Source organism: Streptomyces lydicus, assembly GCF_000717345.1.
GTDB lineage: Bacteria > Actinomycetota > Actinomycetes > Streptomycetales > Streptomycetaceae > Streptomyces > Streptomyces lydicus.
The window spans coordinates 151,532-163,748 of record NZ_JNZA01000009.1 but is presented as its reverse complement, the minus strand read 5'-3'; the positions used below and the strand labels follow the sequence as shown (position 1 = coordinate 163,748).

The following is a 12,217-nucleotide window of genomic DNA, read 5'->3' as shown; positions in this document are numbered from 1 at the left end:
GCAAAGGCCGCCGGGCACGACACCGGCCCGTGAATACTGGCCACATGGCACTGGACCGACGTACCGAACTGGGCGAGTTTCTCCGCTCCCGCCGTGCACGGCTGCGACCCGAGGAACTGGGGCTGCCGGACTACGGGGGCCGCCGTCGGGTACCCGGGCTGCGCCGCGAGGAGCTGGCCCAACTGGCCGGGGTGAGCGTGGATCACTACGTCCGGCTGGAACAGGGCCGCGCGCTGCACTTCTCCTCGGAGGTGCTGGACGCGGTCGCCCGCGCCCTTCGCCTGGACGCGGTGGAGCGCGAGCACCTGTACCGGCTGGCCCGCCCCGCGCCCCGGCCGGAACCGGCGCACGGGGAGGGCTCGCCCCGCCCGCAGAAGGTGCGGCCGGGCCTGCGTCGGCTCCTGGACTCGACGCCTGACGTCCCGGCGTACATCGTCGGCCGCAACACCGACGTCCTGGCCTGGAACCGTCTCGCAGCGGCTCTGATCACCGACTTCGGCGCGCTGCCTCCCCGGCAGCGGAACCTGGCTCGCCTGGTCTTCCTGGACGAGGGGATGCGCGATCTGTACGCCGACTGGCGGGGCAAGGCCAGTGACGTGGCCGCCTACCTCCGTCTCGACGCCGCACGCCACCCCGACGATCCCCACACGGCGGAGCTGCTCGACGAACTCACCACCGCCAGCCCGGTATTCCGGTCGGTCTGGGCGGAGCACCGCCTCAAGGACAAGACCCACGGACGCTACGTCTACCGGCACCCTGTGGTGGGTGAACTGGACCTCCGCTTCGAGACCTTGCGACTGCCGGACGACCCGGACCAGGCCCTGATCGCGCACACCGTGGAGGAAGGCTCACCCTCGCACACCGCGCTGCGGCTGCTGGCAGCCTGGGCCGGGGAAAGCACGCCGGTCGGCTGAACAAGCACCCCGCCGCCCCGCCTCGCCGTCACGGTCCGCCCGGGACGACCTGGTCAGGACGCCTTGAGCAGGGCGTCCTCGCGCCACTTGAGGATCTTGTCGAAGCTGACGACCGCGCCGGGCCGGCCGGTGCGGTTGCGGTAGCGGACGTGGTCGGTGAGCGCCTCGATCAGAAAGAGCCCCCGGCCTTCCTCCGCGTATGCGGGGGCCTGCGCGGGGGTGGGCACGGGGGCCGGCGCCAGGGCGCGGTCCGCGGTATGGGGCGGTGCGGGGGGCACGGTGTCGGCCTGGAAGCCGGGGCCCGAGTCGGTGACCTCGATGCGGCAGGTGTCGCCGTCGATGTAGGCCGTGACGCGGTAGTCCTCGGTGGCCGCGTCGCCGCCGTGTTCAACGGCGTTGGCACAGGCTTCGGAGAGGGCCACCGACAGGTCGTAACAGATGTCCGGGTCGACGCCCGCCGTCTCCATCGTGCCCAGCAGCAGGCGACGGGCGAGCGGCACGCTCGCCGCCTCGCGCCGCAAGTGGAGTGACCACCAGATGCTCATCGCTCCAGCCTCCTGGCCGCGGCTCGACATATCGTTACCTATTGCCGTGCCTCATGGTCCGTAAGCATGTCCGGGACGTGATACCGCTCATTCGGCGGATGCGAAGACTGAGCGCATCGGTGTAGGTGAAGCGCCGCGTGTGCGCCGTCGCGCGCCCTGGCTGCCGCCCTTGACATCGCCGGAGGCGCCCCTTTTGCACCGCCCTGCCGTAGGCGGCGGGCGGGGGCAGTGGGATGATGGCGCGGCCATGTCTGCCCTGCCCGCCCCCACCGCGCGCGCCGCCGCCGATTTGCGGCTGCTGAGGGCCGCGGTCTTCACCGCGGTCTGCGTCGTGCTGTCCGCGGCCGGGCACATGATCGCGTCCTGCGCGGCGGTCCCGTTGTGGACGGTGGGTGCCGCCGCCGCGGTGGTGTTCGCGGTCGCGGCCCCGCTGGCCGGACGGGAGCGTTCGCTGCCCGGCATCGCGGCGGGCCTGGCGGTGGGACAGCTGGCGCTGCACGCGCTGTTCGCGGTGGGCCAGCTGGCGATGACGACGGCCGGCACGGCGCGGAGCGGCGGGCCCGGCGGGATGTCCGACGGGACCGCGGTCGCGCTCGCCCGGCACGTGACGTGCGGGCTCGGTACCGGCCGGCTGGACGCCTCCACGGCACGGCGGATCCTCGACTCCGGCGGCGGCCTCGACCGGGCCGCCACCGCCGGCTTCGTCGCACCGGGCGGGCACCCTGCGGATGCCGCCGACCCGGCGATGGCGCACGGCCTGCTGCCGTCGCTGCCCATGCTGTTGGGGCACCTGCTGGCGGCGCTCGCCGTCGGCTGGCTGCTGCGGCGGGGCGAGGCGGCGCTGTGGCGGCTGGTCCGGCTGTCGGCCCCGGCGGCGTACGAGATCGCGCACACCCTGACCGGTACGGTGCGCGGGGCGGCGGCGCTGGTGCGCGCCCTGCTCAGGGGTCTCGGCACGGCGCACGGCGAGGCGCTCGGCGCCCCCGTTTCGTACGGGGATGACAAACCCGGCCCGAAGGACCCCGCACTCCACCACAGTGTCGTCAGGCGAGGGCCGCCCTCCTTCGCCCTCGCGGCCTGACGTCACGCGAAGCACGCTCCCCAGGAAGGGTGGTGGTTCGCGCGCCGTCGCCGCACGCGCGCCACCACTGTCACCCGTACCTCTCTCCTTCCTGTGGAGTGTTTTCCGATGTCTGAGATCTCGAAGTCGGCCCCGTCGGTGAAGTCGGCGAAGTCCCCCCGGGTTTCGCGTCTGGCCCTCGTCGGCGGCGTCGCGGCCGGCAGCGTGCTGCTGCTCGCCGGTCCGGCCTTCGCGCACGTCAGCGTGCAGTCCCAGTCGGCGCCCAAGGGCGGCTTCGCGACCGTCAACTTCAAGGTGCCCAACGAGCGGGACGACGCCTCGACGGTGAAGCTCGAGGTCAACCTGCCGACCGACCACCCGCTGGCGTCCGTCATGCCGCAGCCGGTGCCCGGCTGGAAGGTGTCGGTCACCAAGACCAAGCTCGCCAAGCCGATCGAGATGGAGGGCGAGAAGATCAACGAGGCGCCCTCCAAGATCACTTGGACCGCCGACGGCAAGGGCATCGAGCCCGGCCAGTTCCAGCAGTTCCCGCTCTCCGTGGGACAGCTGCCCGAGAACGCCGACCAGCTCGTCTTCAAGGCGCTGCAGACGTACGACAACAAGGACGTCGTGCGCTGGATCGAACCGACGAAGGAGGGCGCCCCGGAGCCGGAGAACCCGGCGCCGGTGCTCCATCTCACCGCGGCCGAGGGTGACGGCCACGGAGCCGCCGCGGGCGACGACGCCAAGACCACGGCGGCGGCCGCGGAGACGTCCGCCAGTGACACCACGGCGCGTGTCCTGGGCGTCGTCGGCATCGTCGTGGGCATCATCGGAGTCGGCTTCGGCGTCTTCGCCGGCCGCCGTCGCAGCGCCTGACCACCGCGGGGGCCGGCGCCCTACCCGCGCCGGCCCGGCACTCCCTCCCGGCTCCGGGCTCACGGCGGGTGCACATTTCGCCCCGAAAGCCCCGGACCGGGACTTCAGAACACATGGGATATATCTGCAATGCGTAGAAGGACCCTGCTCGCGTCCGCCCTCGCGGCGGCCGCGGCCCTCAGCCTGACCGCCTGTGAGGGCGACGCGGACAAGCCCGCCGCCGTGGTCTCCGGCGGCACCACCGCCAAGCCGATCGTCACGCTCGACAATCCGCTGGAGAAGCCGGACCTGACCCTGACCGACTCCGACGGCAAGAAGTACGACCTGCTGGAGAAGACCAAGGGCCACCCGACGCTGATCTACTTCGGCTACACCAACTGCCCGGACGTCTGCCCGCTGACGATGGCCAACATCGCGGTGGCGGTGAAGCAGCTGCCCCAGGCCGAGCAGAAGGACCTGCGGGTGGTGTTCGTGACCTCCGACCCGGAGCGCGACACCCCGCCCGCCCTCAAGAAGTGGCTCGCCGGCATCAACAAGGACTTCGTCGGGCTGACCGGCAAGTTCGACACCATCCAGGCCGGTGCGCGCAGCGTGAACATCGGGATCGAGAAGCCGGTCAAGAAGAAGAACGGCGATGTCGTCTCCACCCATGGCGCGCAGGTCCTGCTGAGCTCCCCCAAGGACGACAAGATCCACTGGATGGGCATGCAGGAGGCGACCTCCGACAACTACACCACCGCACTTCCGAAGATCATCAAGGGACAGAACCCGTGAACCGCCGCACCACCCTCGCCGCCGCCCTCGCCCTGACGTCCGGACTCGCCCTCGCGGGCTGCGGCGGCGGGGACACCGCCCCGAAGCTCTCGGTGGACGGCGCGTACATGCCGCAGCCGGTCACCGACGGCATGGCCGGCGCCTTCTTCACGATCAAGAACGGCGGCGGCGCCGACAAGCTCACGTCGGTCACCAGCGACCTGGCCTCGGACGTCTCGATCCACAAGACGGTCGGCAGCAAGATGGAGCAGGTCAACTCCCTGGCGATACCGGCGAACGGCACGCTCGACCTGGTGCACGGCGGCAGTCACGTGATGTTCATGGGCCTGAAGAAGAAGCCGGCCGAGGGCGACACGGTCAGCATCGAGCTGCACTTCGCCAAGGCCGGCCCGATCAAGGTGAAGGTCCCGGTCAAGGCCGCCACCTACGCCCCGAAGAAGTAGCGGGCGGCGGCGGTAACGGGAAGCACGACAGTCGACCTGACGTAACGGCCACGGCAGTCAGAGGAGCGATCACTATGGTCACCACCGGGCCACCCGCGCGACGGTCCGCCGTACTGCGGATGCTGGTCGTCGCGGTGGCGCTGGCCGGCGCGCTGTTCGGCGGCGCCGTCCCGGCGTCCGCGCACGCCGCGCTGACCGGCAGCACGCCGGCGCAGGGTTCGGTGGTGGACCGCGCACCCGAGCAGGTGGCGCTCACCTTCTCCGAGGGCGTCGCGATGGGCGACGACTCCATCCGGGTGCTGGATCCGCACGGCAAGCGGGTGGACCGCGGCAAGCTGCGCAACCTGTGCAGCGGCGCCACCGTCAAGTACGGCACGGGGCTGCCGCCGGGGCTCGGCAACGGTACGTACACCGTCGCCTGGCAGGCGGTCTCCGCCGACAGCCACCCGGTGTCCGGCGCGTTCACCTTCTCGGTCGGCGCGCCCTCCAAGAGCTCCGCGGCGGTCCCCCAACAGGAGGCCGGCGGCGGGCTGGTGGGCGCGCTCTACGGCATCGCCCGCTGTCTGGCGTACGCCGGGTTCGTGCTGATGGCAGGCGGTGCCGCCTTCGTGGTGGCCTGCCGGCCGGCCGCGGCCCTCGTGCGGTCCGTGCAGCGGCTGGTCGTGCAGGGCTGGGCGCTGCTGACCGGCACCACCGTCGCGATGCTGCTGCTGCGCACGCCGTACACCGGGTCCGGCGACCTCGCCGACGTCTTCGACCTGGGCGGGCTCCAGCAGGTGCTGCTCACGAAGCCGGGCGCGGCGCTGGTGTCGCGGCTGCTGCTGCTCGCGGCCGCGGCGCTGTTCGTCGCGGTGCTCTTCGGCGCGTTCGCGCGGGCCCATGAGCCGGCCGGCGCGGGCGGGACAACCGACGCGGAGGGGGAGACCGGGGCCGTGGACCCCGCCGAGGAGGCCCGGCGGCGCAAGGACCTCACCTTCGGGCTCGGCATCGGCGGGGTGATCGTCGCCACCGGGCTCGCCGCGACCTGGGCGATGGCCGAACACGCCTCGACCGGGCTGCAGCCGGCCGTCGCGATGCCGGTCGACGTGCTGCATCTGCTCGCCGTCGCCGCCTGGCTCGGCGGGCTGGCGACGCTGCTGGTGTCCCTGTACTGGGGCCCGCCGGTCGAGCGGACGGCGGTCCGCCGCTTCTCGCGGATCGCGTTCGGCTCGGTGGTGGTGCTGGCGGCCACCGGCGTCTACCAGTCCTGGCGGCAGGTCGGCACCTGGAGCGCGCTGACCGGCACCGCCTACGGGCGGCTGCTGCTGCTCAAGGTGGGGCTGGTGGCGGTCCTGGTCGGGATCGCCTGGGTGTCGCGCCGGTGGACGGCGCGGCTGGGCGAGGCACGGGCGGCCGAGGCCGGTGGCACGGCTGCCGCTACGGATGCGGCGGATGTGGCGGACGCGGCGCAGGAGGCCGGGGAGCCGGTCGAGCGGCAGTCCGCGAAGGCCGCTGGGAAGGCGACGGGGAAGGCGGCCGCGGGCGCCCCGGCCGCTTCGTCCACCGCCACCGCAACGGCCACCGCTGCGTCCCCGGACCCGGACCCGGCCTCTGAAGAGACCCCGGACACGGACCCTGAGGTGGCCCCGGACCCCGACACCGAGCCCAGCACCGACCCCGACCCCACCCGCGCCGCCCAACTCGCCCGTCAGCAGGCCGCGTTGCGCAGCGCGCGTACCAAGCGGCTGCGGGACGCGGACCCGGAGCGGCTGGGGCTGCGGCGGTCCGTGCTCGCCGAGGCGTCGGTCGCCGTCGTCCTGCTGGTGGTGACGACGGTGCTGACGGCCACCGAGCCGGCCCGTACGGAGGCGGCGGTCCAGGCAGCTTCGGGCGGGCAGTCCACCGCCTCCAACCAGCCGCAGGTGCTGACCGTCCCCTTCGACACCGGCGGCCCGCACGGCAAGGGCACCGCCCGGGTCGACCTCGACCCCGGCCGCAGCGGCAACGCCAACGAGCTGCGGCTGCGGCTCTCCGACCCGTCGGGCAAGGCCATGGACGTCCCCGAGGTGAAGGTCTCCTTCACCCAGAAGGCCAAGAAGCTCGGGCCGCTGCCGGTCGTCCCCCGGCACACCGGTACGGGCCACTGGCGCGCGAGCGGCGTCCAGCTGCCGGTGCCCGGGCAGTGGCAGCTCTCGCTGCTCGTACGGACCTCCGACATCGACCAGGTGACCGAGATCAGGAACGTGAAGATCGGCTGATGAGCAAGCGAACCGAGCAGGCGGCGGGCCCCCGGGCCGCCGGCCCGAAGACCTCCGGCGCCACGCCGGCCACCCCGCAGAACTCCCTGGAGCTCTCCCGCCGCCGGCTGCTCGGCACCGTCGGCGCGGCGGGCGCGGCCGGGCTGGTCGTCGGCGGGGCCGGGGCCGCCATCGGCGTCTCCGCCACCGAGCCCGAGCAGGACGCCGCGAAGGCCGTCACCACGATCGGCTCGACCGAGGTGGCGTTCCGCCAGGCGCGCGCCCGGCACCAGGCGGGGATCACCACCCCGCTGCAGGCCACCGGGCACCTCGTCGCCTTCGACCTGGCGCCCGGGGCCGGCCGCAAGGAGGCCGCCGCGCTGCTGCGCCGCTGGTCGCGCACGGCCGAGGAGCTGATGGCCGGCCGCACCCCGGCCGCCGACACCGGGGTCGCGCTGGACGCCGGCCCGTCCTCGCTGACCGTGACCTTCGGCTTCGGCCACAGCTTCTTCGGCCGTACGGGCCTGACGGCGCGCCGTCCCGTGCAGCTCGACCCGCTGCCGGACTTCTCCGCCGACGCGCTGGACCCCAAGCGCAGCAACGGCGATCTGTGGGTCCAGATCGGCGCGGACGACGCGCTGGTCGCCTTCCACGCGCTGCGGGCGCTGCAGAAGGACGCCGCCGGCAGCGCCCGGCTGCGCTGGCAGATGAACGGCTTCAACCGCACCCCGGGCGCCACCGCGCGCCCGATGACCGCCCGCAACCTGATGGGCCAGCTCGACGGCACCAACAACCCCAAGCCGTCCGACAAGGACTTCGACGAGCGGATCTTCGTGGGGCGGGACGCCGCGCAGGAGTGGATGCGCGGCGGCTCGTACGCGGTCGTCCGCCGGATCCGGATGCTGCTGGACGACTGGGAGCAGCGCTCCCGGCACGAACAGGAGCGGGTCATCGGGCGCCGTAAGGACGACGGTGCGCCGCTGACCGGCGGCTCGGAGACCACCCCGATGCGGCTGGACGCGACCGGGCCGGACGGGCTGCCGGTCATCCCGTCCAACGCGCACGCCCGGATCGCCGCCCCGGAGTCCAACCAGGGCGCGGCGATGCTGCGCCGGCCGTTCTCGTTCCACGACGGCTACCGGGAGGACGGCGCCCCGGACGCCGGGCTGCTGTTCGTCTGCTGGCAGGCCGATCCGCTCCGCGCCTTCACCCAGGTGCAGCGGAAGCTGGACCGCGGGGACGCCCTGTCGCCGTTCCTGCGGCACGAGGCGAGCGGTCTGTTCGCGGTGCCGCCGGCCGCGGAGCCCGGCGGCTACGTGGGCCGGCCGCTGCTGGAGGGCTAGGGACCCGGGCGGTCCGGCCCGCGGAAGTCCCGCCCGGTGGCCGAGGGGGCTGGGTATCGTGGCAGGGCAGGGAGTAGATCGGCGGGGTGCCCCCGCAGTTACGCGAGGGAGCTCAACGATGTCGGCCAGCCGCTATACGTATCTCGGCCCCGCGGGCACGTTCACCGAGGCCGCGCTGCGCAGCCTTCCCGAGGCGGCGACGCGCGAGCTGGTGCCGATGGTGTCGGTGCCGGCGGCGCTGGACGCGGTGCGCGCCGGTGAGGCCGCCGCGGCCCTGGTGCCGATCGAGAACTCCGTCGAGGGCGGGGTCACCACCACCCTCGACGAACTCGCCGCCGGCGAGCCGCTGATGATCTACCGCGAGGTGCTGCTGCCGATCGCCTTCGCGCTGCTGGTACGCCCCGGCACGGCGCTCGACGACGTCAAGACGGTGACCGGGCACCCGGTCGCCCAGCCGCAGGTGCGCAAGTGGCTGGCGGCCCAACTGCCCGAGGCGGTGTGGGAGTCGGCGGCCTCGAACGCCGACGGCGCGCGGCTGGTGCAGGAGGGCCGTTACGACGGCGCCTTCGCGGGTGAGTTCGCGGCGACGACGTACGGCCTGACGCCGCTGGTCACCGACATCCACGACGCGCAGAACGCGACCACCCGCTTCGTCCTGGTGGGCCGCCCGGCCCGGCCGGCGTCGCCCACCGGCGCGGACAAGACCTCCGTCGTGCTGTGGCTGGCCGAGGACCACCCGGGTGCGCTGCTGGAGCTGCTTCAGGAGTACGCGGTCCGCGGCGTCAGCATGATGCGGATCGAGTCCCGGCCGACCGGTGAGGGCATCGGCCGCTACTGCTTCTCGGTGGACTGCGAGGGGCACGTCACCGACCGCCGGGTCAGCGAGGTGCTGATGGGCCTCAAGCGGGTCTGCCGTGACGTGCGCTTCCTGGGTTCGTATCCGCGGGCGGACGAGATGACGCCGACCGTGCGGCGGGAGATGTCGGACACCGCGTTCACCGAGGCGTCGGACTGGCTGGCGCGCTGCCTGGACGGGCGTCGCTGAGCCGTCCCGGCGCGCTCGCGTCCGGGCTCGACCTGCGGCTTCCGGAGCGGCTGTGAGTTGTCCACAAAGTTATCCACAGGCTCGGTTCTCGACCTGTGGGTAAGTCGACACGAGAGTCGGACACAGTCGACATATCGCCCTACTGACACCACACCCTTCCACATCGTTCCACAGTGCCCGACCCCGGCCCCCGTCAGCACAATTCACGTGATCAATCCTTTAGGGCGAGGCAATCCCACACGAAAGAGTGCGTGAACGGGGTTTGGACAGAGAATCCATAGTCGAGCATTTCGGGAGCGGAATGATCGGCTCCGACTTCCACAGATCTCACACACAGCCTGTGGATAAGAATCCGGGAACCCTCGGCCCCTGTGGACAACCGGGGGATGTCCGGGGAAAACCAGCGGCCCAACTCCCGCTCTCCCCATAGTGGATCACCCGGCGCCGGCCCCCGCGAAAGCCCCATCGCGGACATCCGGAATTCCGTTCCGCGCGCCCGCGCCCCCCTTCCCCGTCTCCACTTCTCCCCTATCCCCCACTCCACTTCCCACCGTCTCGACACCCTCTTCACCGGCCCCGCCCCACCGTGGGATAAACCGCGCAAAACGGGCAAAGCGATTTGGTGGAGAATATCGCGTCGAGGGGCGGGGCGCGGCCCCGGTAGCCTGGGGGTGTGATTGACCTTCGCCTGCTCCGTGAGGACCCCGACCGTGTGCGCGCGTCCCAGCGCGTCCGTGGAGAGGACGTCGACCTCGTCGACGCGCTTCTCTCCGCCGACGAGCGGCGCAGGTCGTCCAGCGTCCGCTTCGACGAGCTGCGTGCCGAGCAGAAGGCGCTCGGCAAGCTCATCCCCAAGGCCGCCGGCGACGAGAAGGCCGAGCTGCTGAAGAAGGCCGGCGAGCTCGCCGCCGCCGTCAAGGCCGCCGACGCCGCCCAGGACGAGGCCAAGGACGAGACCCAGCAGCTGCTGCTGAAGCTCGGCAACCTCGTCCACCCCGACGTCCCCGTCGGCGGCGAGGAGGACTTCCGGGTCCTGGAGACGCACGGCACGATCCGCGACTTCACCACCGAGGGCTTCGAGCCCAAGGACCACCTGGAGATCGGCCAGGCGCTCGGCGCCATCGACGTGGAGCGCGCCGCCAAGGTCTCCGGCTCGCGCTTCTACTACCTGACGGGCATCGGCGCGCTGCTGGAGCTCGCCCTCGTCAACGCCGCCATCGCCCAGGCCACCGAGGCCGGCTTCATCCCGATGCTGACCCCCGCGCTGGTGCGTCCGCACGCCATGGAGGGCACCGGCTTCCTCGGCCAGGCCGCCGAGAACGTCTACCACCTGGAGAAGGACGACTACTACCTGGTCGGCACCTCCGAGGTCCCGCTCGCCGCGTACCACATGGACGAGATCGTCGACGCGAGCCAGCTGCCGCTGCGCTACGCCGGTTTCTCCCCGTGCTTCCGCCGCGAGGCCGGCACGTACGGCAAGGACACCCGCGGCATCTTCCGGGTCCACCAGTTCGACAAGGTCGAGATGTTCTCGTACGTCGCACCGGAGGACGCGCAGGCCGAGCACCAGCGGCTGCTCGACTGGGAGAAGCAGTGGCTGACCGGTCTGGAGCTGCCGTTCCAGGTGATCGACGTCGCCACCGGTGACCTCGGCTCCTCGGCCTCCCGCAAGTTCGACTGCGAGGCGTGGATCCCCACCCAGGGCAAGTACCGCGAGCTGACCTCGGCCTCGAACTGCGACGAGTTCCAGGCGCGCCGGCTGTCGGTCCGGATGCGCGAATCCGTCGACGGCAAGCAGAAGGTGCGGCCGCTCGCGACGCTCAACGGCACGCTCTGCGCCGTTCCGCGCACCATCGTGGCGATCTTCGAGAACCACCAGCAGGCGGACGGCTCCGTGCGCGTCCCCGAGATGCTCCGCCCCTACCTGGGCGGACGGGAGATCCTGGAGCCCCTCGCCAAGTGAGCGCACCAGCTCCGGCGGCCGTCCCGCCGCTGCCGTACACGCTCATCGCGACGGATCTCGACGGCACGCTGCTGCGTCCGGACGACACCGTCTCCGAGCGCACCCGTCAGGCGCTCGCCGCGGCCACCGCGGCGGGCGCGGCGCACATCGTCGTCACCGGCCGTGCGGTGCCCTGGACCCGGCACATCCTCGACGCCCTCGACTACGACGGCCTCGCGGTGTGCGGCCAGGGCGGGCAGGTCTACCACGCCGGTGAGCACCGCCTCCTGACGTCGGTGACGCTCGACCGCCAGCTGGCCGGGCTCGCGCTGTCCAAGATCGAGGCGGAGGTCGGCCCGCTGTTCCTGGCGGCGAGCCGGGACGGCCTGGAGGGCGAGGTGCTGGTCGGCCCCGGCTACCGGGTCCACGAGGGCCCGCTGCCGAACGTCATGATCGACGACCCCGGCGAGCTGTGGGCGGCCCCGCTCAACAAGGTCTACCTCCAGCACCCGACGCTGGACGACGACGCGCTGGCGCTCGCCGCGCGCCAGGTGGCCGGTGATCTGGTGGGCGTGACGATGGCCGGTGAGGGCATCGTCGAGCTGCTGCCGCTGGGCCTGACGAAGGCCACCGGCCTGTCGCTGGCCGCCCGCCGCCTGGGCCTGACCGCCAAGCAGACGGTGGCCTTCGGCGACATGCCCAACGACATCCCGATGTTCGCCTGGGCCGCGCACGGCGTGGCCATGGCCAACGCCCACGACGAGCTGAAGGCCGTCGCGGACGAGGTCACCACCTCCAACGAGGACGACGGCATCGCGGCCGTACTGGAGCGCCTGTACGGCCTCTGAGCCGAACCGAACCGAGCCCAACCGGACCGGGCCGAGGGAACAGGCCGGGGCGCGATTCCGCCCCGGCCACCCGTTGCGCTGTGGCCGACGTTGGCCCGAAACCGGTACCGGTACCGGGTGACTGTCGCGGGGGTGACTGTCGCAGGGTTTCCTGCGGGGGTGCCTTTCGCGGGGGCCTGTCGCGGGGTGCCCACCACGGGAATACCCC

At 72.4% G+C, this 12,217-nt stretch carries 11 protein-coding genes; 10 read left to right on the top strand and 1 reads right to left on the bottom strand.

All coding sequences use genetic code 11. The features are described 5' to 3' along the window. Nucleotides 1-44: 44 nt before the first annotated feature. The gene (locus OO62_RS10790) at nucleotides 45-914 is read left to right on the top strand and encodes a helix-turn-helix transcriptional regulator (protein ID WP_033267084.1); all 870 of its coding nucleotides are present in this window, start codon (nucleotides 45-47) and stop codon (nucleotides 912-914) included. 53 nt (nucleotides 915-967) lie between these two features. Here OO62_RS10790 and OO62_RS10785 read toward each other — a convergent pair whose 3' ends face one another. Then, entirely contained in the window at nucleotides 968-1,459 is a 492-nt protein-coding gene (locus OO62_RS10785) for an ATP-binding protein (protein WP_033267083.1), read from the bottom strand. Nucleotides 1,460-1,706: 247 nt separating this feature from the next. On the opposite strand from OO62_RS10785, the gene OO62_RS10780 reads away from it, so the two are divergent. The 9 genes from OO62_RS10780 (at nucleotide 1,707) to OO62_RS10740 (ending at nucleotide 12,009) form a co-directional block, all read left to right on the top strand. Beyond that, nucleotides 1,707-2,540: a hypothetical protein gene (locus OO62_RS10780; RefSeq protein ID WP_033267082.1), complete on the top strand. Its 834-nt coding sequence runs from the start codon at nucleotides 1,707-1,709 to the stop codon at nucleotides 2,538-2,540. 108 nt (nucleotides 2,541-2,648) lie between these two features. Continuing rightward, nucleotides 2,649-3,398 (top strand): YcnI family copper-binding membrane protein, encoded by a 750-nt coding sequence (locus OO62_RS10775; RefSeq protein ID WP_051732971.1) that lies wholly within the window; start codon nucleotides 2,649-2,651, stop codon nucleotides 3,396-3,398. A 129-nt stretch (nucleotides 3,399-3,527) separates the two neighbouring features. Continuing rightward, a complete protein-coding gene (locus tag OO62_RS10770) occupies nucleotides 3,528-4,172 on the top strand; it encodes an SCO family protein (protein WP_033267081.1) in 645 nt (214 codons plus the stop codon). Then, the gene (locus tag OO62_RS10765; protein WP_033267080.1) at nucleotides 4,169-4,615 is read left to right on the top strand and encodes a copper chaperone PCu(A)C; all 447 of its coding nucleotides are present in this window, start codon (nucleotides 4,169-4,171) and stop codon (nucleotides 4,613-4,615) included. Before OO62_RS10770 ends, OO62_RS10765 begins: the two co-directional genes overlap by 4 nt. Before the next feature lie 74 nt (nucleotides 4,616-4,689). Further along, a complete protein-coding gene (locus OO62_RS10760; RefSeq protein ID WP_033267079.1) occupies nucleotides 4,690-6,852 on the top strand; it encodes a copper resistance CopC/CopD family protein in 2,163 nt (720 codons plus the stop codon). Continuing rightward, nucleotides 6,852-8,174 (top strand): iron uptake transporter deferrochelatase/peroxidase subunit, encoded by a 1,323-nt coding sequence (efeB, locus tag OO62_RS10755; RefSeq protein WP_033267078.1) that lies wholly within the window; start codon nucleotides 6,852-6,854, stop codon nucleotides 8,172-8,174. Before OO62_RS10760 ends, efeB begins: the two co-directional genes overlap by 1 nt. Before the next feature lie 118 nt (nucleotides 8,175-8,292). Continuing rightward, on the top strand, nucleotides 8,293-9,219 hold the full coding sequence (gene pheA / locus OO62_RS10750; protein ID WP_033267077.1) for a prephenate dehydratase: 927 nt from the start codon (nucleotides 8,293-8,295) through the stop codon (nucleotides 9,217-9,219). 673 nt (nucleotides 9,220-9,892) lie between these two features. Further along, a complete protein-coding gene (gene serS, locus OO62_RS10745; RefSeq protein WP_033267076.1) occupies nucleotides 9,893-11,182 on the top strand; it encodes a serine--tRNA ligase in 1,290 nt (429 codons plus the stop codon). Continuing rightward, nucleotides 11,179-12,009, top strand: a complete 831-nt coding sequence (locus OO62_RS10740) for an HAD family hydrolase (RefSeq protein WP_033267075.1) — start codon at nucleotides 11,179-11,181, stop codon at nucleotides 12,007-12,009. Before serS ends, OO62_RS10740 begins: the two co-directional genes overlap by 4 nt. Nucleotides 12,010-12,217 lie beyond the last annotated feature (208 nt).

Bases quoted from the DNA above. Each gene is read 5' to 3' on its own strand.
- OO62_RS10760 (WP_033267079.1), top strand. From the start codon at position 4,690: ATGGTCACCACCGGGCCACCCGCGCGACGGTCCGCCGTACTGCGGATG.
- OO62_RS10785 (WP_033267083.1), bottom strand. From the start codon at position 1,459: ATGAGCATCTGGTGGTCACTCCACTTGCGGCGCGAGGCGGCGAGCGTG.
- efeB (WP_033267078.1), top strand. From the start codon at position 6,852: ATGAGCAAGCGAACCGAGCAGGCGGCGGGCCCCCGGGCCGCCGGCCCG.
- OO62_RS10770 (WP_033267081.1), top strand. From the start codon at position 3,528: ATGCGTAGAAGGACCCTGCTCGCGTCCGCCCTCGCGGCGGCCGCGGCC.
- OO62_RS10775 (WP_051732971.1), top strand. From the start codon at position 2,649: ATGTCTGAGATCTCGAAGTCGGCCCCGTCGGTGAAGTCGGCGAAGTCC.
- OO62_RS10780 (WP_033267082.1), top strand. From the start codon at position 1,707: ATGTCTGCCCTGCCCGCCCCCACCGCGCGCGCCGCCGCCGATTTGCGG.
- OO62_RS10790 (WP_033267084.1), top strand. From the start codon at position 45: ATGGCACTGGACCGACGTACCGAACTGGGCGAGTTTCTCCGCTCCCGC.
- pheA (WP_033267077.1), top strand. From the start codon at position 8,293: ATGTCGGCCAGCCGCTATACGTATCTCGGCCCCGCGGGCACGTTCACC.